Consider the following 23,913-nt stretch of genomic DNA (forward strand, 5'->3'; position numbering starts at 1 on the left):
GCTTTCACTCCCTCTCCCCTCCGGGGAGAGGGTTGGGATGAGGGGTCGGGGCTTGCGAGGGAGCTTGTTGTCTTCGGCTTGTTCGCGAAGATGAAAGGCCTTCGCGAGCACCCGCCCCTCACCCCGGCCCTCTCCCCGACGGGGAGAGGGAGAAAAGCATGCTGTGGCGCTCACGAGTAAAAACTCCCCGCCAGCGTCCCCAGCAGCAGCGTCCACCCATCCACCAGCACGAACAGCATGATCTTGAACGGCAGCGAGATGATCGTGGGCGACACCATCATCATGCCCATCGACATCAGCACGCTGGCCACCACCAGGTCGATGATCAGGAACGGGATGAACAGCAGGAAGCCCATCTGGAACGCGGTCTTCAGCTCGCTGGTGACGAACGCGGGCATCGCCACGCGGAACGGCACGTCGTCCTTGCTCGCATAGGGCTGCTCGTTGGCCAGATGCGTAAAGAGCTGCAGGTCGGCCTCGCGCGTCTGGTCCAGCATGAACCGCTTGAACGGCGCGGCGGCTGCGGGCACGGCCAGCTCGGCGCTCATCTGGCCGTCCATATAGGGCTTCACCCCATCGTTGTACGCATGCGTCAGCACCGGCGACATCACGAACAGCGTGAGGAACAGCGACAGGCCCAGCAGGATCTGGTTGGACGGCGTGGACTGCGTGCCCAGCGCCTGACGCAGGAAGCCGAGCACGATGATGATGCGCGTGAACGAAGTCATCATCAGCAGCACGGCCGGCAGCAGCGTCAGCACCGTCATCAGTGCCAGCACTTGCAGCGACAGCGTCCAGTTCTGCGCGCCGCCCGGTGCGTTCTGCACGGTCAGTACGGGAATGCCGGCCGGCGAAGCGGGCATGGTCGGCATGGCCGGCATGGCGGGTACGGCCGGGGCAGCCCAGGCAGACAGCGGCACCAGCAGCAAGGCCAGCAGGAGAATCCAGCGGCGATATTTCTTCATGGCGTGCGCTTCCAGCGGGCAAGCACATCGCCAAAGCCCGGCATCGGCGGTGCCGGCGTGTCTTCAGGCGCGGCGCCGTCGTATACGTGCAGCGTGCGCATGCCACCCTGGCCCACGCCCACCAGCAGGCGCTTGCCGTCGGCGTCGATCAGCAGCAGTCGGTCGCGCGCGCCTACCGCCATGGTTTCCACGCAACGCAGGCGGCGGCCGCCCGGCGACGTGCGCGCCTGCAGGCGGCGGCTGAACCAGCCGGCGACGAAGATCAGCGCGACGATGCCGGCGAGACTCACCAGCACGCGAATCAGTTCGCCACCGACATTGATGTCCTGCGCGGCGACCGGCAGGGCCAAGGCAATCATCATCGAGCTCACCGCAGCTTGCGCACGCGTTCGGCGGGGCTGATCACGTCGGTGAGACGGATACCGAAGCGCTCGTTGATCACCACGACTTCGCCGTGTGCCACGAGCGTACCGTTGACGAACACGTCCAGCGGCTCGCCGGCGGAACGGTCCAGTTCCACCACCGAGCCCTGGTTGAGCTGCAGCAGGTTGCGGATGCTGATGCGCGTGCGGCCGACTTCCATCGCCAGCGTCACGGGCACGTCCAGGATCATGTCCAGGTTGACGTCGGCGCCTTCGGCCGCGGGGGCGGCCAGCGGATCGAACTCGACGCGTTGCGTCGCTGCGTCATTGGGCGTGGTCATGCGAGGGTCTTCTCCGAGGCAAGGTCAGCCGACAGGCGCATTTCGCGGCGGCCTGTCTGGGCATGGAATCGAATGGCGTTGTTGCCGCTGGACTGGCCGTAGCGGCCGCGGAACACGGGTACGTCTTCGGCGAAGACGGTGCACAGGTCGGGCAGTTGGACGGGAATGACGTCGCCCGGGCGCATCTGCAGGAACTCGCCGATGCTCAGGCGCGTTTCCAGCAGCAATGCACTGAGTTCCACCTCGGCGTCCAGCACTTCGTCGTGCAGCGTCTCGGCCCAGCGATCGTCGCGGTCGACACGGTCGCTCTGCACACCGGCATCGAGCAGGGTGCGGATCGGCTCGACCATCGCGTACGGCAGGGTGAGGTGCACTTCGCCGCCACCGCCGTCCAGCTCGACGTGGAACTTGGAGACCACCACCGTCTCGGTGGGGCTCACGATGTTGGCAAACTGCGGATTGATCTCCGAGTTGAGGTACTCGAAGTTGAGCGGCAGTACCGGCGCCCACGCCTCGGTCATCGCCGTGAACAGCTCGGTGAGCATGATCTGGATGACGCGGTTCTCGGTGGCGGTGAAATCGCGACCTTCGATGCGTGCATGGAAGCGCCCGTCGCCACCGAAGAAATTGTCGATCACGGTGAACACCAGACGCGGCTCCATCACCACCAGCGCGGTGCCGCGCAGGGGCTTGATGCGCACCAGGTTGAGGTTGCTGGGCACCGCCAGGGCGTGCACGTACTCGGCGAACTTGATCATCTTCACGCCGAGCACCGACACCTCGCAGGTCTTGCGCAGCACACCAAAGATGGCGGTGCGGAAGAAACGCGCGAAACGGTCATTGACCATTTCCAGCGTCGGCAGGCGGCCGCGCACGATGCGGTCCTGCTGGGTGAAGTCATAGGAGATCACCGCATCGGGCGGCAACGGCTCGTCGTTGCCCGTCTCGACGGCGCCGCTTCCTACGCCGTCGAGCAGGGCGTCGATTTCTTCCTGTGAAAGCAGATCGCTCATCGGGATGGCTCCGTTACTGCATCACGAAGCTGGTGAAGTACAGCGCCTCGACGCCGGGACGGCCCAGGCGCTGCTCGACGATCTTGCGCACGGCGGCAAGCGCTTCGGCTTGCAGCTTCTGCTTGCCGGCGGCGTCGCTGAGGATGGTGTAGTCCTGGCTGCTGAACAGCATGACCATGGCATTGCGGATCACCGGCTCGGCTTCCTTGGCGGAAGCCAGCGCAGCGGCGTCATGCGACATCAGGCTCACGCCGACCTGCAGGAAGCGCATGGACTGGTCGTCCTTGAAATTCACCACGAACGGCGGATCCATCGGCAGGTACTGCTCCTGCTTGGAGAGCACCACCTTCGGTTCCTCCGACGCATTGCCGTGGGAGGACTTGCCAAGCAGCAGGTAGGCGCACGCGCCACCCAGCGCCAGCAGCGCCATACCCATCATGATCACCACCTTCGAGCTGCCCTTCTTCTGCGGGGAGTTCGCGGTTTCCGCTGTCTGCTCGTTCTGAGCCATTGCCAATACCTGTCCGTTTCGAATGCCTTGGCGACTCGCTGCGAGCGCCACATGACTGTCGATAGCAAACGCCATGCCATCGCCGTAAAACGTTGTGGGTATTGGGTTTGCGCGGCATCACCCGGACGGCGTGGCGCTTTCTTGACGCGCGACGGGGTTCGCTCGCGTCGCGATGATGGCGGCTGTCGGAAGGTCGTCGCCTAATGCCTACCCAGTCACTTCTGTGGGAGCGCACCCTGTGCGCGACAGCCTTTCGCGCCGGCCTTCACGGTTGTCACCCATTGGAGAGCGAGTTTGGCCTTCGGTTGCTGCGCTCCCGCGAAGGTGCCGCTTACGCAGCGGGCGTTTCGATCTCCTGCCGGAGCTCGAGTCACTTTTCTTTTGCTGGCCCAAAAGAAAAGTAACCCAAAGAAAATGGCCTGAAGAACTAGGGCTCTTAGTGGTACGTGGGATAGAAGCGTTGGGTGACTGGAGCAAGCCGAATCAGGTGCGTGCTACCTCAACGGGTGCTGCTACACCGCAACCCGCCGGTGCGCTGAGGGCTTAAGGCCACTTCGTTCTTCGCCCCGGTCCATCACTTCTCCCTCTCCCCTCCGGGGAGAGGGCTGGGGTGAGGGGCGGGTGCTCGCGGTAACACCACCTACGGCCTCTTGTAGGAGCGCACCCTGTGCGCGACCGTGGCGCGACGCCGTCGCCTCGGTGGCAGTTCTACCAGATCTGCTCGCGACAACCATCCACTTGAACATTCCTCACCTCCGCGGTCGCGCACTGGGTGCGCTCCTACAGGGGCAGGACGACCCGGCGATCTATCAGGCGAAGGTATCCAGCAATCCGATCGCCTTGATCACCGGCGCGGCGACGGCGGCGATGCCACCGCTTTCCGTCGACGAATCGTCGGCGCCAGAGTTCGTGCCCGATGAGGACGCCCCCTGCCCGCTTTCGTTGCCGCGCCCGCCCTGCCCGACTTCCGCATGGCCCAGCGAAAGGCCGTGGTGAGCGAGCAAGGTGTCGAGCTGGCCCAACGTCTGCTGGACGGCGTGCACTGCCTGCGGGTGCTGGGCGATGAAGCTCACGTCGACGTGGTCCTGCTTCACGCTGACCTTCACGTCGAGCTGGCCCAGGTCTTCGGGATGCAGGCGGATACGTGCTTCCTTGACATCCTGGCCGCCCAACCACGCGACCTGCTGCCCCAGTTCCTGCGCGAAGGCGGGCGTGCCTGCGCTGGCCTGCAGGGTGAGCACGTGAGCGGCAGGTGTGATCGAAGCCGCTTGCTGCGCCTGCGGCAGCGGCTGTCCCACCAGGGCATTCAACGCATCCAGCGTGTTGCCGTGGTCGCTCGACGCGGGTTGGGACGTCTGTCCCGTGCTGGAGGTCTTGGCCATCGCACTGAGGACGTCGGTGAATTTCGTGGCGGTCGTCTCATCGCCTTCGTCGGCGGACGAGGTCGACGTGCTCAGCGCATCGTCCTTGAGCGCATCGACGGATTTTGCATCGAGCATGTCGTCCGCGTCGGCCTGCGTCCCGGGTTGCATCATGCCCTGCCCTTGCAGACCCGCCATGGCCTGCAGGCCGGCGGGCACCGTGGCCACGGCGGGCGAGGCATCGTCCTGACCACCGGCCACCGGCGCAGGCGCAGGCGTTGCGGCAGCCTGGGCGGGAATGCTCTGCCCCAGCAACGCGAGCATGGCTGTGGCGGGATCCGGGGTGGACGCGGACGGGTTCGACGACTCCTTGTCGTCCTGATCGTGCGAATCGCTCGACGACGCATGGCGCTGCGTGGTCGCTGTCTTGTTCGAGCTCGCGGGATCACGGGACACCGGCGCCTGGCGGGACGCCTGCGACTGCTGCTGGTGTTGCTGGCGCGCCTGCTGCAGCGGTTTGCGGAAATCGGCGCGTGCGTTGCTGCCGAAAGCGTTCTGCGCCGATGGCGCGGACGCGGCGGCAGACGCGTTGGCGGACACGGCCGTATTCACGGACAGCGCGGCGGTGGACGTCATGATTCGATCTCCGGGGGAAGGCGGCTCATCGACGGGATTCCCCCATCGGGCGCCGGTATTGCATGCGCTCGTCGATCTCGGCCTGCTCGCGCCGCTCCTCAACCTTGCGTTCCTGTTCGCGGTAGCGGTCGATCACGCTGCCCAGCGCCTGTTCCCGCGCATGGGCATCGCGCCACTGGCCGCGTGCGTGTTCGAGCTGGCGCTGCTGGCGCGCCACTTCGTTGATCTGCTGCGCGATGACGTTGTCGATGCGTTCGACGAACTGGCGGCGATTGAGCAAGGCGCTCACGGTGACGCCGCCCGCAGTCTCGGCGTATTCCTCACGGTAACGGCGCAGTTCCGCCAGCTGTGCCTCGGCCTTGGCCAGGCGCTGCTGCTGCTCGGCCAGCTTCTGCATGGCCACCTCCTGGCGGTCATGGGCCAGGTCGACCGCCGGTTGCAGGCGATTGGCGCGTGACTTCACGGCGTACCTCCGGCGGTGAGCTGTTCAAGCATGGCGATGGCGTTGGGCAACGTGGTCGGATCGTCCACTTCCTGCTGCAGGAAGTCGCGCAGTCGGGGCCACATCGCAATGGCATGATCCACCTGCGGATCGGAGCCCTTCTGGTAGGCGCCCACCGCAATCAGGTCGCGCTGCTGGCGATAGGCCGAATACACCTGGCGGAAACGCTGCGCCGCGCGCATGTGCTCGCGCTTCACCACGGCAGGCATCACGCGGCTGATCGACGCTTCAATGTCGATGGCGGGGTAATGCCCCGCTTCGGCGAGGTCGCGCGAGAGCACGATATGGCCGTCAAGAATCGCGCGCGCCGCATCCGCGATGGGATCGTGGCGGTAGTCGTCGCCTTCGGCCAGCACGGTATAGAACGCCGTGATCGAGCCGCGGCCTTCGGCGTCATTGCCGGCGCGTTCCACCAGCGCAGGCAGCATGGCGAACACCGACGGCGGATATCCCTTGGTCGCCGGCGGCTCGCCGATGGCGAGCGCAATCTCGCGCTGCGCCTGGGCATAGCGGGTAATCGAATCCATCAGCAGCAGCACGCGCTGGCCGCGATCGCGGAACCATTCGGCAATCGCCGTGGCGTACTGCGCGCCACGCAGGCGCTTGAGCGGCGGCGCGTCGGCGGGCGCAGCGACGATGACCGAGCGTGCGCGGCCTTCAGGCCCCAGCGTGTGCTCGACGAATTCCTTCACTTCGCGGCCGCGCTCACCGATCAGGCCCACCACCACCACGTCGGCGTCGGTGTAGCGGGTCATCATGCCCAGCAGCGTCGATTTGCCGACGCCGGAGCCGGCGAACAGGCCGATACGCTGGCCGCGGCCCACGCTGAGCAGCGCATTGATCGCGCGCACGCCGGTATCCAGCGGCGTGTCGATCGGCTTGCGCGACATCGGGTTGATCGGCTCGCGCTTGAGTCCGGCATGTTCGTCCACGTCGAGCGGACCCATGCCGTCCAGCGGCAGGCCATCGGCGCCGACCACGCGGCCAAGCAAGGCCATGCCCACCGGCAGGCCGCCGGTATGGGCGCAGGGACGCACGCGGGCATTCGGCAACACGCCATGCATCTCGGTCACGGGCATCAGCAGCAGCCGCTCGTCGGCAAAGCCCACCACTTCGGTATCCAGTTCACTGCCGTCGGCGGTGGTGACCATGCAGCGCGCGCCCAACGGCGCCTCGCAGCCTTCGGCCTCCAGCGTCAGGCCGACCACGCGGCGCAGGCGCCCTTCCACGGTCAGCGTGTGCGCGCCCAGGGCGCGCATGCGACGGCGCGCCAACCGTTCCTGCCAAAGCGCGGTGCGCGTCTGGCCGGAGGGGGCATTCATCCACGCACCTCGTCGGCGTCGGCATCGATATCGTCCGCTTCCGCGCCGAGCACGGCATCGACCACGGCGGCCAGCCGTGTCTCCACCCGCGCGTCCAGGCGCGAACGATCGGTTTCGAGCAGGCAGTCGCCACGCTGCAGGTTGGGATCGGCCAACAGCTGCCAGTGTTCTTCGGCGGCGTCGAGCGAACGCAGCAGTGCGAGGTCCTCCGCATGCAAACGAACACGCAAGCTGCCCTTGGCGGCCGGCAAGGCAAGCGCTGCCTGGCGCACGGCTTCCACCACCAGATCGGGTGACGTGCGCAGCTCGTGTGCCAGCACCTGGCGCGCCACCGTCATGGCCAGGCGTGCCAGCTCCAGTTCCACCAGTTCGTCCATCGCGTGCAACGGACGCGCGGCCGACTCAAGCAAGGCATCGAGCTTTGCCATGCGCGAATTCATCAGGTCGCGCGCAGCAGCCATGCCTTCGGCGTGCCCGGCGGCATAGCCTTCCTCGCGCGCCTGCTGCTCCAGCGCTTCCAGATCGCGCACGGTCGGCTGCAACACCGGCTCGGCCGGTGGCGGCTCGGCGGCCGGCGCGCCCATCTCCGGCGGAAGCCAGCGCTCGAACTGCAACAGGTTGTCGCGATTCATAACGGCACTCATGCGACCAGCTCGTCACCTGTACCGGAAAGATTGATCGCACCGGAGTCGGCCAGCTTGCGCGCGATGCCCAGCACTTCCTTCTGCGCCGCATCCACTTCGCTCAGGCGTACCGGACCGGACACTTCAAGGTCGTCGCGCAGCATGTCGGCGGCGCGCTTGGACATGTTGGCGAAGATCTTTTCGCGCACGCCCGGCTCGGCACCCTTCAGCGCAGTGACCAGGCGAGCGGTCGGCACTTCGCGCAGCAGCGTCTGCATGCTGCGGTCGTCCAGCTCGCCCAGGTCCTCGAACACGAACATCAATTCTTCGATACGACCGCTGAGGCCCGCATCGTGGGTACGGATGGCAGCCATCAACTCGTTCTCGCGGGTGCTCTCCATCGCATTGAGGATGTTGGCGGCCGCCTTGAGCCCGCCCACATTGGCGGACTTGAGCTTCTTGGTGTTGCCGGAGAACTGGCGCTCCATGATCTCGTCCAGTTCGTTGAGCGCGTGCGGCTGCACGCCATCGAGCGTGGCGATGCGCATCACCGCGTCGCTGCGCGTGCGCGGCGGCAGGTAGCCGATCACCTCCGCAGCCTGATCCGGCTCCAGATGGGCCAGTACCAGCGCGATGATCTGCGGGTGCTCCTGGCTGATCATCTCGGCGATGGCACGGCTCTCCATCCACTTCAGCGACTCCAGGCCCTTGCTGGAACGGCCGAGCAGGATGCGGTCGATCAGGCCGCCCGCCTTGCTCTCGCCCAGTGCATTGACCAGGATCTTGCGGATGTATTCCTCGGTGCCCACGCCCAGCGAGGTGTGCCGGCCCATGTCCTCGTTGAGGCGGGTGAGCACCAGCTCCACCTGCTCGCGCGACACGTTGGTGAGGCTGGCCATGGCCGTGCCCACTGCCTGGACATCGCGCGCGCTGAGGTGCTTGAGCACCTCAGCGGCGTCCTGCTCGCCCAGCGTGAGCAACAGAATGGCGGCGCGCTGCGCGCCGGTGATGGGAGTCTCTGCCTTCATGATTCTTTCCGCCCGAATGGCTGCATGCGCGTGGGCGCGGCGGATGCGCCGGCCATGCGTGCCTGTCCCAGCGATATCGGCTGTCCGCTGTGTTTCCGAAGCATGGGGCGGCCCGGCGACCGCGGTGTCTGCTTAGCCGCCATCTTCGCCCACCCAACTCTTCACCACCTGCGCCACCTGCTTGGGGTTATCGCTCACCATGCGGCGCGCCAGGCCGATGCGCTGCTCGTAGGCCATCGTGGGCGCCATGCCGTTGTTGAGACGAGCCAGTTCGTCGAGATCTTCCTTGTCGTCGATGCGCACCGAGATGGTGGACGGCACCTGTTCCTGTGCCAGCGCGAGTTCCTTGCCGGGCGACGGGCCGCGGGTGAGGCCGCGCAGCAGCGGGCGCAGCAGACCGAACGCCACCAGCAAGGCCACCAGGATGCCGCCGCCCTGCTTGATCAGGTCGAGCATGCCCGGGCGTTCCCAGAAGGCCATCGGCGGCTGCGAGGTGTCGCCATTCGCGTCCTGATGGAACGGCTGGTTGATCACGCTGACGTTGTCGCCGCGCGTTTCGTTGAAGCCCACCGCGTTGCGGGTCAGCGTGGTGAGGTGCTCCAGCTCCTGCGGCGTGAACGGCACACTCTTGCTGCCGCCCTTGTCGCCAGCCACGGTCTTGTTGTCCACCACCACCGCCACGGTGAGGCGCGCCAGGCGGCCCGCCGGATCGCTGACATGGCTGATGGTGCGATCCAGTTCGTAGTTGCGCGTGGCGTTGCTGGAGTTCTCGCTCGGACCCGCTGCCTGCGCCGGGGTCGCCGCGGCGCCCTTGCCTGCCGCGCCCTTGCCGGCATTGGGCTGGGCTGCCGTGGGCTGCGCCACGGTGTTGGGTGGCTGGTTGCTGAGCGCGCCAGGAACGCCGCCTTCGTTCGCACTGCCGGTGCGCGACTCGCTGCTGGTCTGTTCGCTGCGCAGCGCCGGGTGTTCGTGGCCGTAGGTTTCGGTGGCCTTCTCGGTCTCGCTGAAGTCCAGGTCAGCATAGACCTGTGCGCGCACCTTGCCGGGGCCGACCAGCGGCGTCAGCAGTTCTTCGATGCGCTGCGCATAGGTGTTCTCGATGCGCGTGGCGAGGCGCAGGCGCGTGTCGCCAATGGCGCTGGCGCTGCCCGGATCGGTGGTGGTGAGCAACTGGCCCTGTTGGTCGACCACCGATACCTGCTTGGGATCGAGGTTGGGCACGCTCGAGGCGACGAGATGCACGATCGCCGCCACCTGGCTCGCGTCGAGCTGGCGGCCCGGATACAGCGTCACCAGCACGGAAGCACTGGCTTCGTGGTTGTCGCGGATGAACGCCGACGGCTTGGGCAGTGCGAGGTGCACGCGTGCGGCACGCACCGACTGCAAGCCTGCGATGGTGTTGCCCAGGTCGGTTTCCAGCATCTGCTGGTAACGCGTGCGCTCGGCGAGATCGCTCATGCCGAACGGCGAATCGGCGCCCGGCACCGGCGCGGTGGTGCTGCCCTGGGGCAGCCCCTGCGCCGCGAGCTTCAGGCGAATGGCGGCGAGATCGGACGCCGGCACCATGATCGAACCGCCATCCGCGCTCAGCGTGAACGGCGTATTGGAAGCCTGCAGCGCCTGCGTGACGGCCGCTGCATCCTTCTGTTCCAGGCCCGCATAAAGCAGGCTGTAGTTGGGGCCGCGCGACCACAGCACCACCGCGACGCCCAGCGCCACGGCGGCCGCCACGCCGAACAACAGCAGGAGCTGCCGTGTTGCCGGCGTACGTGCAAGCTGCTTGAGGTCCAGGCGAGAACCGGCCTTGTCGTCGGTGGTCGCGAGGGCGTTATCGGCCATGAAGACTGCTCGTGCTCAGGGGACGCGGGGCGTCGTCAACGAACCGGTCAAACCGGCATGTTCATGATGTTGTTGTACGCATCGACCAGCTTGTTGCGTACCTGGGTCAACGTGTTCAACGAGAGGTCGGCCTTCTGGACGGCCACCATGGTGCGGCCCAGATCGGCGCCGGCATCGCCGCGCTCGAAGCCCAGCGCCATGCGCCCTGCATCGGTCTGCGCATCGGCGACGGAAGAGATGGACTGCTTCAGCAGGCTCGAGAAATCGGTCTGCGCCGGCTTCGCCGCGGTGAACGCCTGTTCGGTCGGCTTCACTTGCGAAGACATCTGGCGCATTTGCGACAGCAGGTTGTTGACGTCGATCTGGCTCATGTCGGAATTCCAACGCGTGACGATGTTCTGGTGTGTAGAAGCACGATGCGTGCCACGTCGTTTTTGCCTGCAAACCCCCGTTGTAGGAGCGCACCCAGTGCGCGACCGCGGACTTACGGCGTCACCGCTTCGTTGGCTTTTCGCGCACTGGGTGCGCTCCTACAAAACCACTGAAAACAAGGGGAAAACTCAGGCCTGCAAGCTCGGCTGCAAGCCGTACTTGCGCAGCTTCTCCACCAGCGTCGTGCGCTGCATGCGCAGCAGCTTCGCCGCGTGCGCCACTACGCCACCGGTAACGTCAAGCGCTTGACGGATGAGACCCACTTCGATGTCGGCCAGGTGATCCTTCAGGTCGAGGCCACCCTCGGGCAGCATCACCAGCGAATCGGTCGACACCACGGTCATCGGTTCGGGCAGCACGCTCGACTGGCCGGTCATCAGCGACAGCAGCGCGGCACCGCGCACTTCCTCGATCACCTGCTGGCCGCGATACTTTTCCGGCAGGTCGCCCACGCGCACTTCGGCGTGCGGGTAGAGAATCGACAGGCGTTCCACCAGGTTGCACAGCTCGCGCACATTGCCCGGCCAGGCGTAGCCATGCAGCGCGTGCATGGCGCCGGCGCTGAAGCGCACGTTGGCCAGGCCGCGGCGCGACAGGCGCTGGTTGAACTCGGCCACCAGCTCCGGCAGGTCGTCCAGGTGCTCGCGCAGCGCCGGCATTTCCAGCGGGAACACGCTGAGGCGATAGAACAGGTCTTCGCGGAACTGGCCGCTGGCAATGGCGGCCTCAAGGTTGCGATGCGTCGCGGCGATGATGCGAACGTCGCAACGCTGCGTGCGGTTGCTGCCCACGCGTTCGAACACGCGCTCCTGCAGCACGCGCAGCAGCTTCACCTGCATCGGCAGGCTCATGTCGCCGATCTCATCGAGGAACAGCGTGCCGCCCTCGGCCAGCTCGAAGCGACCCTTGCGGGTGGAGATGGCGCCGGTGAACGCGCCCTTCTCGTGGCCGAACAGCTCGCTTTCGAGCAGTTCCGCCGGAATGGCGCCGCAATTGATGGCCACGAACGGCTTGTCGCGGCGCGAAGAGCATTCATGGATGGAGCGAGCGACCATTTCCTTGCCGGTACCTGACTCGCCGAGCACCAGCACGCTGGAATCGAACGGTGCCACCTGGCGCACCAGCGCGTTCACGCGCCCCATCGGGCCGGAACTGCCGACCAGGCGAAGCTCCGGACGGCGACTCGGCGCAGGCGCCTGGTGGCCGCGCAGGGCTTCGGACAACTGTTCGTAGCGCAGCGGGAATTCGACCATGCCGATGCGCGCACTGAAGGGCGAAGCATCCGTACCCAGCCGCGCCACCCATTCCGAATCGGCAGCCAGCAGCACCATCGCGTGCGCCGCGGCGGCGCCGAGCTGGGCGAACTGGCGCTCCGCCTCGGCATCGTCCTTCACCGTGCCCACGTAGACCGAACGCCATGCATGGGTCGACTCGTCCACCGTCCCGCATTCATCGCCGCGCTGCGGCCGATAACCCAGGAACTCCAGCGCCGAAACGACTGACTCCGCCCTGCGGTGATCGGATTCGATCACCAGTACGTCGAACTTACCCATGCCTGACTCTCGTGCGTGCTGCTTCATCGTGGACCCCTGAACCCGGACTGCGCTGCTCGTGTGTCGACGATCCGTCGTCGATGTTTGAGTCAGAGGGAGCAAGAAGAAGGCCAGCACGTAACGAAATTTCGACACTCACCGTCAGGGATATCTGCCGGTATGCGTCACCCTTGCGAACGTGCGCTCACGCATGTCGCACGGGTATGCGGCATATGCCTGAATCCATTGGATTAAATCGTTCCAAATCGGGCCGCAAGAAAGTGACACTGTGCGGCACCCGCCTGAGATCGGCGTCAAAGAATTTTCGTGTCGACTTTTCGTAACGTGATGTCCGTCACATAGCGGAACCGGGTGTCGGCACAGTCCTAAGACGCTGTCAGCCGACGACCTGCCACTTTGCGTCGGTGGTGACGGAACACGAGGCGCTCAAGTGCGTCACACGTCACTTCGTCGACCGATTCAAAGGCGACGAAAATGTGATCGCCATCACGCTCTTGCATGAGGCGTGCCGGCAGCTCCAACGGCAGGGCAAGACACCCGTCGAAGTGCAGGCGTAGCAGTCCGCTCACCTGACCGGCCGGCCACATCGACTGCGGCAGCAAGGCCCCCACGGCGTTGAACGACACGGTCTGGCGGGGAGGCAATTCCATGTCCCGACGCAGCAGCTGGTCCAGCATCGCCATCATCAGGTTGAGCTTGCTGTCCAGGCGCAGCAGGTCCTGGGCCATCGGACTTTCGTCATCCGGAGCATCGGAGCGCCGCTCGCTGAAGACCGCCAGCGTATTCAGCACGCTGAGATTGCGTTCGCGCATGGCCGAGAGCTGGAGATCGCCCAGCGGCTGAGCCAGCGCGATGCAGCTGGCATGGAGGCCGTCCTCATAGGCGACGCGTTCGGAAAAGGCCTGCCAGGATGGGTCTTGCATGGGATCCCTCGATGCTTCTGAACGGGGCTCGCTGGGCCGCCGGGATACGTAGGGATTATGCGCGTAGTCGTCTCAGTGCCGAACAGACAGGCGCGTCAGTCGATCGCCGCCTGGAGATAGGCACTGAGCGCACGATGACGCTGCTGATGCTGACCCAGCGCCTCGCCCAGGTGCTCGCGTTGCTGCCTGGCGAGCGCGCGAACCTCTTCGGTGTGGACCAGCAGTGCCCTGAAAGTCGCAAGAACGCCCGGTTCCGCCAGGGAGAGCGCGGAGATCAGCGGGCTGCGCTCTGCCTCGCAGCGCGTGACGGCCTCCCAGTCGCCAGCGCGCGCCGCATCGACCATGCGCGCGCTGATCGCCAGCAGCTCGTCGTTCATCGGGCCGCTCATGCTCAGGCCGCGGCGGTCGAGGCGCCCTGGGACGCCAGGTAGGTGCTGCGGATCTGCTGCCAGGCTTCGCGCACCGGCGTGAGCAGGTTCACCACCTCATCGATGGCGCGCTCGTCATCGTTGAGCTGGGCGTGCAGCAGGCGGCGGCTCGCATAGTCGTAGAGCGCATCCAGCCGGCCGGCCAGTTCGGCACCCGACTTGTGGTCGAGGCTGCCACGCAGTTCGCCGATGATGGCCTGTGCCTTGCCGAAGTGCGTACCCTTGGCCGGCACGTCGCCGCGACGCATGGCGCCGCGTGCCTGGTTGATGCGATCGATCGCGCCGTCGAACAGCATGCTCGTCAGCTGGTGGCGGTCCGCGCCTTCGACGCTGCCGCGGGCGCTGTTGTCCTGGTAGATCGCGCTGGCGTTGCGCGCATAGCCGTAGGTCATGGTGTCACTTTCCCGTTCAGTTCTTCGAGTTCGAGTTGCTGAGCTGCTCGAGGGCCGTGGTCAGGTAACTGCTGGTGTTGTTGAGGGAGGACATCAGCGTGTCCAGCGCGGTGTACTGCTGCTGCAACTGCGTCTGGTAGGTCGCCATGCGCGCATTCAACGACGTCTGCTGCTGGCCGAGCTGGGTCAGCGTGCTGTTGAGGCTGTCCATCCGCGTCGGGATGATGCCGCCCGCTTGCGTGTAGGCGTTGATCGTGGTGTTGAGCTGAGTGGCATAGCCGTTGGCGCCGGTGAACAGATCCTTCACCGCCGACGGGTTCGACTGGAACGCAGACGAGAGCTTGTCGGTATCCAGGGCCAGCGTGCCATCGGCATTGCGGGTGATGCCCAGGTTGGCAAGCGTGCCGATGCTATTGCCCTTCACTGCGCCGCTAAGCACGGAGGCGATGCCGCGCTGCACCGAAGTGAGCGTGGTATCGCCCAGCAACACGCCCGCCGCACCCGTGCTCGTGTCGTAGCTGGACAGCGAGGAAACGGTGGTTACGTAGCTGTTGTAGGCGTCAACCAGACCCTGGATGGCATTGGTCGCCGCCGTATTGTCCTGCGCGACCGTCAGCGTATTCGTGCCGGTGCCGGTGAGATTGATGGTGACGCCATCCATCTTGCCCGATACCGAGTTCGATGCACTGGTGACGTCGATGCCGTCGATGGTGAGCTTGGCGTCCTGCGCCTCGTTGCTGCCGACGGTGTTGAGCTTGGTGGCCAGCGCCTGCAGCCCGTCGCTGCTGGTCGCGTTCGCGCTCACGGTAAATGCATTGGCCACACCGGTCTTGCTCGAACTCAGCATCAGCTGCTGTCCGTTCACGCCGTTGACGATGGTCGCCGTCACGCCCGGGTTGGACGAGGAGCTGTTGATCGCGTTCGCGATATCCGACAGCGAGTTCGTGGCCGACACCGCCACGTTCATGGTGTTGGTGCCCACCGTGATGTTCAGCGTGCCCTGCCCCACGGCAGTGCCGGAGGCCACCGGGTCGCTGGCGCGCTTCTGCGCAGTCGCCAGCTGGCTCACCGCAATGGTGTAGCTGCCGGGATGCGCGCTCGACATGGTCGTGGCCGTGCCGATGCTGGAGCTGCTGCCGCTGGGCGTCAGCGTCGAGGTGTAGCTGCTGAACGTGTTGATCGAGGTGAGCGTGGACAGCGCGCTCTGGATGCCGCCGAGCGCGGAGTTCAGCGACGACAGGCCGGTCAACAGGCTGTTGGTCTGCGTGGTGCGCGTATCGATCTGCTGCTGCGAGGCCGCCTTGCGTGCGTTCACCAGCGCGGTGACGATCGAATTGACGTCCAGGCCCGAGCCGATGCCGGCGGCGCTGAGCGTGCCACCGCTGGAGCTACTGCTCGAGCTGCTGGAACTGCCCGAACTGCTCGAACTGGTCGAGCCCGTGCTGGAGCTGGAGGTGCTGCTGCCGCTGGTCGACGAACTGCTGCCCGTACTGGTGTTCGAGGTAAGCGAGTTGAGCAAGGAGCTCAGGCTGCTACTGCTGGTGGCACTGGTCGTGGTCATCGCACTGCCTTGTCAGATCCCGATGTGCCCGCCTTCCGGCGGGGTGGTCGAGCCCCCGGCAAAACCCTCGCACGCAAGGGCTTTGCCGGCGGCTCCCGTGACATCGGGCGGATCGAAACCGATCCGCCCGACGGTATTTCCGGCCGAGGTGATCGCGACCCGGGAGAGTCGCGATCAGGCCTCAGGTCCGTTACTGCAACAGCTTCAGCACCTGCTGCGGGTTCGAGTTGGCCTGGGCCAGCACCGAGATACCGGCCTGCTGCAGCACCTGGGCCTTGCTCAGGGCGGCCGTCTCGGAAGCGAAGTCCGCGTCCTGGATGGTCGACTGCGAGGCCTGCAGGTTGGTCGTCTGCGCCGCCACCGTGGAGATGGTGGACTGGAAGCGGTTCTGCACCGCACCCAGCTGGGCAGCGAAGTCGCTGACCGTCTTCAGCGCGACGTCGACGCGGGACACCAGCGAGTTGGCATCGTCCACCGTCTTCACGTCGGCACCCTGCAGGCTGCCCGAGGTGGTGATGGCCGTGGCCGCCGCGGAGGTCGCCGCCGCACCCGTGAACTTAAGGGCGTTGGTGGCGGTAGAAGCCGAGTTGGCCGCGGCACCGTAGATGGTCAGGTCACTGCTGGAGTACAGGTTCAGCGACTTGCCGTCACCGCTGACGGCCGAGCTCACGCCCGTGATGCCGGTGGCATTGATCGCGTCCGACAGATCCTGCACGGTGGCGAAGGTACCGGTGATGTCCTTGCCGTCGATGTTCAGGTCGCCAGCGGCCAGGGTCAGGCCGGTGGTCGTGGTGCTCGTGCCGCCGGTCGTCGCAGCAGCCGGGACCGTCGAGAGCCCATAGGACGAGGCGTCGTTACCGCTAAAGGTAATAGCCGTGCCGCTAGCGTTGGAGAGATCCAGCTCGCCGCTCGTACCGTTGACAGTCGCGACAGTCGCACCTGCTGCAGTATTAATCGCATCTGCCAGGTCGCTCGTAGTTGCATACGTTCCCTGCAGATCGGTACTGCCGATCTTGAGATCGCCCGCACCCAGCGTGACGCTGCCTGAGGCAAACGCCGCAGCCACACCGTTCGACGTAGCCGTGCCAGCCGTGGTGGTGCCGCCGGTGGTGGTGGTATGGCTGCCAAACAGCGCACTGATGTCACCGGTCGAGCTGGTGGCGATCTGGCCCATGGCGCTGGACTTCACGCTGGTGCCCAGGTTCACGCTGATGGTCTGGCCGACGTTGGCGCCGATCTGAAAGCTCTTGGTCTGCATCGAACCGTCGAGCACGTTCGAACCGTTGAACGTGGTCTGGTTGGCGATGCGGGTGATTTCCGCGAGGCGCTGCTGCACTTCCTGGTCGATCGAGGAACGGTCGGCGTCGGTGTAGGTGCCGTTGGCAGACTGCACGGCCAGGTCGCGGACGGCCTGGAGGTTGGCGGTCACCTGGTCCAGCGCGGAGCCGGCGGTCTGCGCCAGGTTGATGGCGTCCGAGGCGTTGGCGCTGGCCTGGTTCAGGCCACCGATCTGCGTGGTGTAGCGCTGCGAGATCGCGAAGCCGGCGGCGTTGTCGGCGGCGCTGTTGATCTTCAGGCCCGAGGACAGACGCTGGGTGGCCTGTGCAAGCGCGCTCTGCGACTTGGTCAGGTTGTTCTGCGCGTTCAGCGACGAGACGTTGGTATTGATAACGAGAGACATGGATTTCTCCTGCGTAAACCGGTGGCCGGTCTGATTGGCTTTGTTCTTGCCGGCGGTCACGGCCCGTTAGTGGAGTGCCATCCGCCTCAGTGAGCTTTTCGGCGTCATTTCCAATTACTTGAGCCGATTTCCCCGTTTCGTGACGGGGCTCACCCTGTGCTGCCAATTGACCGTGCTTTTCCGCTACGCCTTGCCTCCCGCGTGTTGCTGTTGATCGTTGCGACATGCAAATGGCCACGCACGCGTGGCCATCCACGACATCGCTTACTTGAGGTAGTTGAACAGGCTCATCGATTTCACCTGCGCAAATACCTGCTGCGAGGCCTGCAGTGCGGCCGACTGCAACGACAGATTGCTGATTGCCGTGTACTGGTCGGCACCCGCCACGTCGGTCAGGGCCGACTGATAGGTGACATTGAGATCCTGATAGGCACCCTGCTGCTGCGTCAGCGTATTGAGCCGTCCGCCGATGGACACCTGCGTCGCGCTGAGTGTCGACTGCGCCTGGTCGATCGACTCGATCTGGCGACTCATCTGGTTGGCGAGCTGCGTGTCGCTGGTGCCGCCCTGCAGCGCCGAGATCATGTTGCTCAGCGTGGTGAACACATCCTGCTGGCCACCCGTCGACACCGACACGGTATCGCCCGCCGCCGGCGTGCCGCTCATCGCGATGTTCATGCCGTTGAAGCTGATCGAGCCGCCGTCCTGATAGGTGCCGCCGACCTGGTTGCCGCTGCTGTCGAGCACCGGATTACCGTTGGCATCGGCCGCCGTCCAGTTGCCGCTGGCATCGAAGGAAATGGTGTAGCCGCCGCCACTGCCGGCCTTGGTGCTGTTCCACGCACTGAGGTCGGTGACGCTGTTGGCGCCCACCACCAGCGTGCCGGTATTGGCATTGCTGGCGCTGGCCGTGAACGAGCCATTGCCGGCCGGGATATTCATGAACAGGCCGGAGCCCGCGTCACCCGTCACCACTTGCAGGCCCGAACCCACGGATGCGTGCTGCGAATCGTCGTTGCCCACATAGCTCACCGTGCCGTTCGTGCCCACCTGGAACGGCGCACGCGTGGTGCTGGTGCCGGCAAACAAGGCATTGCCGTTGCTGTCGGTGGTGTTGGCCAGCTGCACGAGCTGGTCGCGAATCTGGCTGAGCTGGCTGGCAATGCTCTTGCGATCGGAATCACCCAGGGTGCCGTTGATCGCCTGCAGGCCGAGCGTGCGCGCGCTGTCCAGCACGCTGTTCACCGACGTGAGCGTGCTCGCCTCGGTGTTGAGGCGCGTGTTCGCGCTGTCGATATTGCTCGAGTACTGCGTGTTCGCCGCGATGACGTGACTCAGGCTGACCACCTGGCCGGCGCCTGCCGGATCATCGGACGCCACGTTGATGCGCACGCCGGTGGTGACTTCGTTCTGCGTCGCCGCCAGCGAGCTCTGCTGGCTGAGCATCGTGGTGACGGACTGCTGGTACATCCAGCTCGTGGAAAGGCGCATGGCGGTTTATCCGTTGATCGCGGAAATCAGGCTGCTGAAGATGGTCTGCGAGGTGGAAATCACCTGCGCCGAGGCCTGATAGGCCTGTTGGTAACGCACCAGGCTGGCGGCCTCTTCGTCGAGGTTCACGCCAGAGACGCTCTGCTGCGCGGACATCGCCTGGTTGTAGAGGCTGGTCTGCGTGGTGAGGTTGGTCTGCGCCTGGCTGCCCACGGTGCCGATGTTGGTGGTCAGCGTGCCGTAGCTGTCGATCACCGACTGCTTGCCGCCGTTGAGCACCCCCTTGTCGGCCAGCGACGCCATCGCCAGCGCATTGCTGGTGTCGTTGAGGCCGTTCGAGTTGATGCCGATGGTGTAGCTGTCGTTCGCTGCCGGCGTGCCGGAAGGCGTCACGCTCCAGCCGTTGGCGCTGATGGTCTGTCCAGGCGTGTAGCTGCCGCTTCCAAGCACATTGCCGCCGCTGTCGGTGACCTGATAGCTGCCGGCCGTGGGGAAACTCAGCGTGGCGTTGCTGAGCAGCGCCGCGTTGGTCGGATCATCCACGGTTACCGCGCCGATGCTGCCGGTGCCGGTGTTGGCACTGGCGGCCGTGGACGTGAGGGCCGCAGCCGCGGCGATGCCGTTGGGATCGGTCATCGTCAGTGCGAGGCCACTGGCTGCTGCACGCGTGGGCTGGATCTTGAAGCTGTCACCCGTCTGGGCACTGCCGGACAGGCTGAAGGTCATGCCGTCCGCGGAATACGTGCCATCCGGATTGCTCGTCATCGCCACGCTCTGGCCCGCCGTGGTGGCGAGGTTCCAGTTGTTCCCGTCGTAGCTGAGCACGTAGTCGGAGGTGGTGAGTTGCGAGACGTCGGTGATGCTGGCCGAAACGCTGGCACTGCCCTTGTTGTTGGTATTGCCCATCACCGCCGGCGAGGGCACGCTGAACATCGCTCCGCCCTGGTTGCCATTGAGGTCCAGGCCCTTGGCCTGCTGCGTGTTGACGCTGGTGGCGAGTGCCACGGCCGCCTGGCCGAGCTGGTTCTGCACGCTGTCCAGCACGTTGCTGCGGTAATCGAGCAGCGCGCCGAGCGTGCCACCGCTGATCTTGGTGGTGATGTCGGTACCGGTGGTGTCGAGCACGGCGGTGCGCGAGGCGTCGTACGCATCCTTGCCCGTCGAAAGCGCGAACGACTTGTCGCCGCTCACCAGCGCCTGCCCGCTGGAGGCATACACGCTGATGGTGCCGTCCGACTGGGCATAGGTGGATACACCCATGTAGCCCGACAGCGTCTGGATCATGGTGTCGCGCTGGTCCAGCAGGTCGTTCGGTACGTTGTTGCCGGCCTGGCGGATCTTCGCGTTGAGGTCGGCGATGCTGCTCGACACGCTGTTGATGCCGTCGACCGTGGTGCTGATCTGGCTGTTCACCTGGCCCTGCTGCGCCGTGAACTGCTGGGCCAGGGTGTTGAACGTGGTGACCATGGAGCTGGCACTGCCAAGCAGCGACTGGCGGCTTGAAGCCACGCCCGGCGTGTTGGCGACGGTATCGAAGGCGCCGTAGAAGCTGTCCAGCGAGCTCTGCAGGTTGCCGCTGGCGCTGAGCATGCTGTTGAGCGTGGTGGTCAGGTTGTTGTACGTCGTTGCGCGCTGCAGGCTGGAATTGCTGGTCCACAGCGCGCTGGTGAGGAAGTCGCTGTAGGCGCGCTGCACCGACTGCACGTCGACACCGCTGCCAATGGTGTAACGCCCGCCGCCCGGCGAGATGCTTTCGTTCTGCACCACGCTCTGCCGGCTGTAACCGGTGGTGTTGACGTTGCTGATGTTGTTGCCGACCGTGGTCAGCGCCACCTGGGCGGCGTTCAGCCCCGAGGCACCGATACTGAGAAGGTTGGACATGGATCGTTCCCTGACGGCTTATTCGGAGGAGTTCGGCCCAGCGCTGACATTCTTTAGCGCGGCCAGTGCTTCTTTCATGGCGGGGCTGTTGGCGATGGCCACGATTTTTTGCGCATAGGAGGGGTCGGTGGCGTAGCCGCCGCTGACCAGACCGCGCGCAAAACCCACCACATCCTCGCCGTGGTTCAGTGCCTTGGCGTAGCGCGGGTTGTCGGCGATCAGCTGGGCATAGTCGTTGAACGACTCGCCCGGGTTGTTGTACGAACGGAACTGCGCGCGGCGGTGCACGGCTACGCCATCCTCGAACTCCAGCGTGGGCACGCTCACTTTCTCGCCATCCCAGCTGCTGCCGGCCTTCATGCCGAACAGGTTGTTGCTGGTATTCCCGTTGGAGCGGGACGGCATGTGCTTGCCCCACTGCGTTTCCAGCGCCGCCTGGGCCAGCACGGCGCGCACCGACACGCCGAGTTTCTCGGCCGCCTCCTGGGCATAGGGCGCCAGCTGCTTCACGAATTCCTGGGCATCCTGCGGCAGCAACTTCACCACCTCGGAGCCAGCGGACTTGGCGGCATTGGCGACCGAACTCAGTCGCTGCTGCCAATCGTCACTCTTCGCGGCGTCGCCCGTGCTCGAAGACGACGCGCCACCCAACTGGCGCATCAGCATCTGCGCAATACCCAGGCCGTTGCCCTGCGACAGGTTCACCGACAGCTGCTGGTCGAACATGTCGCGCCAGGCATTACCCGACTCGCTGTCGCCCAGGCCATCGCCCGGACTCGCGTCGCGCATCGACTTCAGCATCATCTGCGTGAAGATGGATTCGAACTGCTTGGCAACGGCCGGCAGCGCGGACTTCGCATCCGACTGTGCCGACTGGCGCAAAGCCCCGAACCCGGACAGATCGGTCCAGGTATTGAGGCTCTTGGTCGCGTCGCCTGGGAGCATGTTCATGGTCTCTCCGTGGCCCGCGTTGACTCCATGCGCCCGCCAGGGAGTGGAGCGTGGCGCCGCGCCTGACTGGCCGTCAGGTCAAGCCGCGCGCCGCTTCCTGGCGGGCGCATGGAGTCAACCCTTCGGGCCGGGTCTGTTTGCCCGCAGTCCGGCGTCATCGCTCGGTTGTGTATCGACATACACGCCCTCGCTCTTCCTTGGCCCGCGCGCAAACAGCTCCCGGCGCGGGCCACGGAGAGACCATGAACAGGCTCTAGCGCCATCAGATCACCACCAGCTCCGCATGGAGCGCGCCGGCCTGCTTGAGCGCCTGCAGGATGGAGATGAGATCGCTGGGCGAGGCACCGACCTGGTTCACCGCGCGCACGATGGTGTCTAGATTGGTGCCGGGGCCGAACTTGAACATGTGGCCGCCGTCCTCGCTTACCTGCACGTTGCTGTTCTGCACCACCGTGGTCTGGCCACGACTGAACGCTTCCGGCTGGCTGACGGTCGGCTGCTCGCTGATGGTCACCTGGATCGCGCCGTGCGCCACCGCGGCCGGCGTCACGCGCACTTCCGAACCGATCACCACGGTGCCGGTACGCGAATTCACCACCACGCGCGCCGGTGCATCACCCGGATTCACGTCCAAGGCCTGGATGGCACCCAACCATGCCACGCGCTGGGCGGCGTCCGCCGGGCCGCGCACGGCCACCGAACCGCCATCCACCGCATTCGCTGTGCCCGCGCCATAAGTGCGGTTCACCGCCTCGGCGATGCGCGTGGCCGTGGTGAAGTCCGGCGTATTGAGATTGAGCATGAGGTCGCCGTTGCTGTTGGCAAACGACGAGGCGACGCTGCGCTCCACCGTCGCGCCATTGGGAACGCGACCGCTGGCGGAAATGTTCACCTGCACGCTGGAACCGCTCTTGCCCTGCGCGCTGACACCGCCGACCACCACGCTGCCCTGCGCCATCGCGTAGACGTTGCCGTCCGCGCCGCGGAGCGGCGTCATCAGCAACTCACCGCCACGAATGCTCTTGGCGTTGCCGATGGAGGCCACGGTGATGTCGATGGTCTGGCCCGGCTTGGCGAACGGCGGAAGCTGCGCGGTGATCGTCACCGCCGCCGCGTTCTTCAGCTGCGGGCGCACGTTGGCCGGCACCGTGATGCCGAACTGAACCAGCATGTTCTCCAGGCTCTGCGTGGTGAACGGCGCCTGCGTGGTCTGGTCACCGCTGCCGTCGAGGCCCACGACCAGGCCGTAGCCGATGAGCTGGTTGGTTCGTACGCCGCCGACCTGCGCGAGGTCGCGAATCTTGTCCGCGTGCACCGGCTGGTTCACCGAGAAGCTGGCGCACAGCACGATGGCCACGCCGCGCAGCACCGACAACGCGCGCTCGCGTGCGCGCGCCAATGTGTAGCGATCGAAGTAGAGACCGTTCATCAGTAGGGCATCCACTTGGAGCTGAAGAACCGCGACAACCAGCCCTGCGTATTCGCATCGGCCAGCGAACCCTTGCCCGTATAGGCGATCTGCGCGTCGGCCACGCGCGTCGACGGCACGCTGTTGTCCTGCAGGATGTCCTGCGGGCGCACGATGCCGGAAATGCGAATCAGCTCCTGACCCTGATTGATGGTGAGCATCTTCTCGCCCCGCACCAGCAGGTTGCCGTTGGAAAGACGCTGCGCCACGGTGACCGTGATCGATCCGGTCAGCTGGTTGCTCTGGCTGCTGTCGCCGGCGCCGTCGAAGGCACGATTGGCATTGAGCGACGAATCCGCCGTCTTTCCGCCCACCTTGAGCGCATGGCCCAGGATGGTGGGCGAGCTGATGGTGCTCGCGTCCTTCTTGCTGGTGCTGGTACTGGCCTTCTTCGATGCCTGCGTGCTCTCCACCAGCGAGATGGTGAGGATGTCGCCCACGCGATGCGCGCGCGCATCGTTGAACAACTCCATGCCCTGCTCGGCGTGGTAGATGGAGCCGTCGGTCGGCGGCGGCGCCGTCTGTTCGGCAGGCATCGTGGCTGCCCACTGGTGGTCGTCGTGCGGCGGCTGCATGGCGCAGCCCGCCAGCGCCGCGTACGCCAGTGCAAGAGCCATTCGGGAGAGGGGGCGGAAGGACGGCATGGTCG

23 protein-coding genes are annotated in these 23,913 nt (G+C 65.7%); all 23 read right to left on the reverse strand.

Going from position 1 to position 23,913, the window contains the following annotated elements; all coding sequences use genetic code 11:
- Positions 1-170: 170 nt before the first annotated feature.
- The 23 genes from fliP to flgH all read right to left on the reverse strand — a co-directional run bounded on the left by fliP (position 171) and on the right by flgH (position 23,908).
- Positions 171-965, reverse strand: a complete 795-nt coding sequence (gene fliP, locus EPB08_RS12045; RefSeq protein ID WP_324615259.1) for a flagellar type III secretion system pore protein FliP — start codon at positions 963-965, stop codon at positions 171-173.
- Complete coding sequence (gene fliO / locus EPB08_RS12050) at positions 962-1,327, reverse strand: flagellar biosynthetic protein FliO (protein ID WP_229238322.1); 366 nt, start codon at positions 1,325-1,327, stop codon at positions 962-964. Before fliO ends, fliP begins: the two co-directional genes overlap by 4 nt.
- 5 nt (positions 1,328-1,332) lie before the next feature.
- On the reverse strand, positions 1,333-1,668 hold the full coding sequence (gene fliN / locus EPB08_RS12055; RefSeq protein WP_130619367.1) for a flagellar motor switch protein FliN: 336 nt from the start codon (positions 1,666-1,668) through the stop codon (positions 1,333-1,335).
- Positions 1,665-2,687, reverse strand: coding sequence for a flagellar motor switch protein FliM (fliM, locus tag EPB08_RS12060; RefSeq protein ID WP_229238353.1), 1,023 nt, complete (start codon positions 2,685-2,687; stop codon positions 1,665-1,667). Before fliM ends, fliN begins: the two co-directional genes overlap by 4 nt.
- Before the next feature lie 7 nt (positions 2,688-2,694).
- Positions 2,695-3,192 (reverse strand): flagellar basal body-associated FliL family protein, encoded by a 498-nt coding sequence (locus EPB08_RS12065; protein WP_130619369.1) that lies wholly within the window; start codon positions 3,190-3,192, stop codon positions 2,695-2,697.
- A gap of 809 nt (positions 3,193-4,001) precedes the next feature.
- Positions 4,002-5,189, reverse strand: coding sequence for a flagellar hook-length control protein FliK (locus EPB08_RS12070; protein WP_130619370.1), 1,188 nt, complete (start codon positions 5,187-5,189; stop codon positions 4,002-4,004).
- A 25-nt stretch (positions 5,190-5,214) separates the two neighbouring features.
- The gene (gene fliJ, locus EPB08_RS12075) at positions 5,215-5,652 is read right to left on the reverse strand and encodes a flagellar export protein FliJ (protein WP_130619371.1); all 438 of its coding nucleotides are present in this window, start codon (positions 5,650-5,652) and stop codon (positions 5,215-5,217) included.
- Entirely contained in the window at positions 5,649-7,013 is a 1,365-nt protein-coding gene (fliI, locus tag EPB08_RS12080) for a flagellar protein export ATPase FliI (RefSeq protein WP_130619372.1), read from the reverse strand. The genes fliJ and fliI overlap by 4 nt, the downstream gene beginning before the upstream one ends.
- Positions 7,010-7,657 carry a FliH/SctL family protein gene (locus EPB08_RS12085; protein WP_130619373.1) on the reverse strand — a complete coding sequence of 216 codons (648 nt, stop codon included), beginning with the start codon at positions 7,655-7,657 and terminating at the stop codon, positions 7,010-7,012. Before EPB08_RS12085 ends, fliI begins: the two co-directional genes overlap by 4 nt.
- On the reverse strand, positions 7,654-8,646 hold the full coding sequence (gene fliG, locus EPB08_RS12090; RefSeq protein WP_205746360.1) for a flagellar motor switch protein FliG: 993 nt from the start codon (positions 8,644-8,646) through the stop codon (positions 7,654-7,656). Before fliG ends, EPB08_RS12085 begins: the two co-directional genes overlap by 4 nt.
- Before the next feature lie 150 nt (positions 8,647-8,796).
- The gene (gene fliF, locus EPB08_RS12095; protein WP_130619375.1) at positions 8,797-10,503 is read right to left on the reverse strand and encodes a flagellar basal-body MS-ring/collar protein FliF; all 1,707 of its coding nucleotides are present in this window, start codon (positions 10,501-10,503) and stop codon (positions 8,797-8,799) included.
- Between the two features lie 47 nt (positions 10,504-10,550).
- The gene (gene fliE / locus EPB08_RS12100; protein ID WP_130619376.1) at positions 10,551-10,874 is read right to left on the reverse strand and encodes a flagellar hook-basal body complex protein FliE; all 324 of its coding nucleotides are present in this window, start codon (positions 10,872-10,874) and stop codon (positions 10,551-10,553) included.
- A gap of 189 nt (positions 10,875-11,063) precedes the next feature.
- On the reverse strand, positions 11,064-12,488 hold the full coding sequence (locus tag EPB08_RS12105) for a sigma-54 dependent transcriptional regulator (RefSeq protein ID WP_130619377.1): 1,425 nt from the start codon (positions 12,486-12,488) through the stop codon (positions 11,064-11,066).
- Positions 12,489-12,853: 365 nt separating this feature from the next.
- Positions 12,854-13,411 carry a PilZ domain-containing protein gene (locus EPB08_RS12110; RefSeq protein ID WP_130619378.1) on the reverse strand — a complete coding sequence of 186 codons (558 nt, stop codon included), beginning with the start codon at positions 13,409-13,411 and terminating at the stop codon, positions 12,854-12,856.
- A gap of 95 nt (positions 13,412-13,506) precedes the next feature.
- The gene (locus tag EPB08_RS12115; RefSeq protein ID WP_165418497.1) at positions 13,507-13,788 is read right to left on the reverse strand and encodes a flagellar protein FliT; all 282 of its coding nucleotides are present in this window, start codon (positions 13,786-13,788) and stop codon (positions 13,507-13,509) included.
- A 14-nt stretch (positions 13,789-13,802) separates the two neighbouring features.
- The gene (gene fliS, locus EPB08_RS12120) at positions 13,803-14,231 is read right to left on the reverse strand and encodes a flagellar export chaperone FliS (RefSeq protein ID WP_130619380.1); all 429 of its coding nucleotides are present in this window, start codon (positions 14,229-14,231) and stop codon (positions 13,803-13,805) included.
- A gap of 16 nt (positions 14,232-14,247) precedes the next feature.
- The gene (gene fliD, locus EPB08_RS12125) at positions 14,248-15,792 is read right to left on the reverse strand and encodes a flagellar filament capping protein FliD (RefSeq protein WP_130619381.1); all 1,545 of its coding nucleotides are present in this window, start codon (positions 15,790-15,792) and stop codon (positions 14,248-14,250) included.
- A 190-nt stretch (positions 15,793-15,982) separates the two neighbouring features.
- Complete coding sequence (locus tag EPB08_RS12130) at positions 15,983-17,473, reverse strand: flagellin N-terminal helical domain-containing protein (RefSeq protein ID WP_130619382.1); 1,491 nt, start codon at positions 17,471-17,473, stop codon at positions 15,983-15,985.
- A 264-nt stretch (positions 17,474-17,737) separates the two neighbouring features.
- The gene (gene flgL, locus EPB08_RS12135) at positions 17,738-18,964 is read right to left on the reverse strand and encodes a flagellar hook-associated protein FlgL (protein ID WP_130619383.1); all 1,227 of its coding nucleotides are present in this window, start codon (positions 18,962-18,964) and stop codon (positions 17,738-17,740) included.
- A gap of 6 nt (positions 18,965-18,970) precedes the next feature.
- Positions 18,971-20,845: a flagellar hook-associated protein FlgK gene (gene flgK / locus EPB08_RS12140; protein WP_130619384.1), complete on the reverse strand. Its 1,875-nt coding sequence runs from the start codon at positions 20,843-20,845 to the stop codon at positions 18,971-18,973.
- 18 nt (positions 20,846-20,863) lie between these two features.
- Positions 20,864-21,796 (reverse strand): flagellar assembly peptidoglycan hydrolase FlgJ, encoded by a 933-nt coding sequence (flgJ, locus tag EPB08_RS12145; protein ID WP_324615261.1) that lies wholly within the window; start codon positions 21,794-21,796, stop codon positions 20,864-20,866.
- A gap of 262 nt (positions 21,797-22,058) precedes the next feature.
- Positions 22,059-23,225 (reverse strand): flagellar basal body P-ring protein FlgI, encoded by a 1,167-nt coding sequence (locus EPB08_RS12150; RefSeq protein WP_130619385.1) that lies wholly within the window; start codon positions 23,223-23,225, stop codon positions 22,059-22,061.
- Positions 23,225-23,908, reverse strand: a complete 684-nt coding sequence (gene flgH, locus EPB08_RS12155) for a flagellar basal body L-ring protein FlgH (RefSeq protein WP_130619386.1) — start codon at positions 23,906-23,908, stop codon at positions 23,225-23,227. The genes EPB08_RS12150 and flgH overlap by 1 nt, the downstream gene beginning before the upstream one ends.
- Positions 23,909-23,913 lie beyond the last annotated feature (5 nt).

This window comes from Dyella amyloliquefaciens (assembly GCF_004296575.1).
Classification (GTDB): Bacteria; Pseudomonadota; Gammaproteobacteria; order Xanthomonadales; family Rhodanobacteraceae; genus Dyella; species Dyella amyloliquefaciens.

Bases quoted from the DNA above. Each gene is read 5' to 3' on its own strand.
- EPB08_RS12115 (WP_165418497.1), bottom strand. From the start codon at position 13,788: ATGAACGACGAGCTGCTGGCGATCAGCGCGCGCATGGTCGATGCGGCG.
- flgK (WP_130619384.1), bottom strand. From the start codon at position 20,845: ATGTCCAACCTTCTCAGTATCGGTGCCTCGGGGCTGAACGCCGCCCAG.
- EPB08_RS12070 (WP_130619370.1), bottom strand. From the start codon at position 5,189: ATGACGTCCACCGCCGCGCTGTCCGTGAATACGGCCGTGTCCGCCAAC.
- fliO (WP_229238322.1), bottom strand. From the start codon at position 1,327: ATGATGATTGCCTTGGCCCTGCCGGTCGCCGCGCAGGACATCAATGTC.
- flgL (WP_130619383.1), bottom strand. From the start codon at position 18,964: ATGCGCCTTTCCACGAGCTGGATGTACCAGCAGTCCGTCACCACGATG.
- EPB08_RS12150 (WP_130619385.1), bottom strand. From the start codon at position 23,225: ATGAACGGTCTCTACTTCGATCGCTACACATTGGCGCGCGCACGCGAG.
- flgH (WP_130619386.1), bottom strand. From the start codon at position 23,908: ATGCCGTCCTTCCGCCCCCTCTCCCGAATGGCTCTTGCACTGGCGTAC.
- fliD (WP_130619381.1), bottom strand. From the start codon at position 15,792: ATGACCACGACCAGTGCCACCAGCAGTAGCAGCCTGAGCTCCTTGCTC.
- EPB08_RS12065 (WP_130619369.1), bottom strand. From the start codon at position 3,192: ATGGCTCAGAACGAGCAGACAGCGGAAACCGCGAACTCCCCGCAGAAG.
- flgJ (WP_324615261.1), bottom strand. From the start codon at position 21,796: ATGAACATGCTCCCAGGCGACGCGACCAAGAGCCTCAATACCTGGACC.
- fliN (WP_130619367.1), bottom strand. From the start codon at position 1,668: ATGACCACGCCCAATGACGCAGCGACGCAACGCGTCGAGTTCGATCCG.
- EPB08_RS12110 (WP_130619378.1), bottom strand. From the start codon at position 13,411: ATGCAAGACCCATCCTGGCAGGCCTTTTCCGAACGCGTCGCCTATGAG.
- fliP (WP_324615259.1), bottom strand. From the start codon at position 965: ATGAAGAAATATCGCCGCTGGATTCTCCTGCTGGCCTTGCTGCTGGTG.
- fliI (WP_130619372.1), bottom strand. From the start codon at position 7,013: ATGAATGCCCCCTCCGGCCAGACGCGCACCGCGCTTTGGCAGGAACGG.
- EPB08_RS12130 (WP_130619382.1), bottom strand. From the start codon at position 17,473: ATGTCTCTCGTTATCAATACCAACGTCTCGTCGCTGAACGCGCAGAAC.
- fliF (WP_130619375.1), bottom strand. From the start codon at position 10,503: ATGGCCGATAACGCCCTCGCGACCACCGACGACAAGGCCGGTTCTCGC.
- fliS (WP_130619380.1), bottom strand. From the start codon at position 14,231: ATGACCTACGGCTATGCGCGCAACGCCAGCGCGATCTACCAGGACAAC.
- fliE (WP_130619376.1), bottom strand. From the start codon at position 10,874: ATGAGCCAGATCGACGTCAACAACCTGCTGTCGCAAATGCGCCAGATG.
- EPB08_RS12085 (WP_130619373.1), bottom strand. From the start codon at position 7,657: ATGAGTGCCGTTATGAATCGCGACAACCTGTTGCAGTTCGAGCGCTGG.
- EPB08_RS12105 (WP_130619377.1), bottom strand. From the start codon at position 12,488: ATGGGTAAGTTCGACGTACTGGTGATCGAATCCGATCACCGCAGGGCG.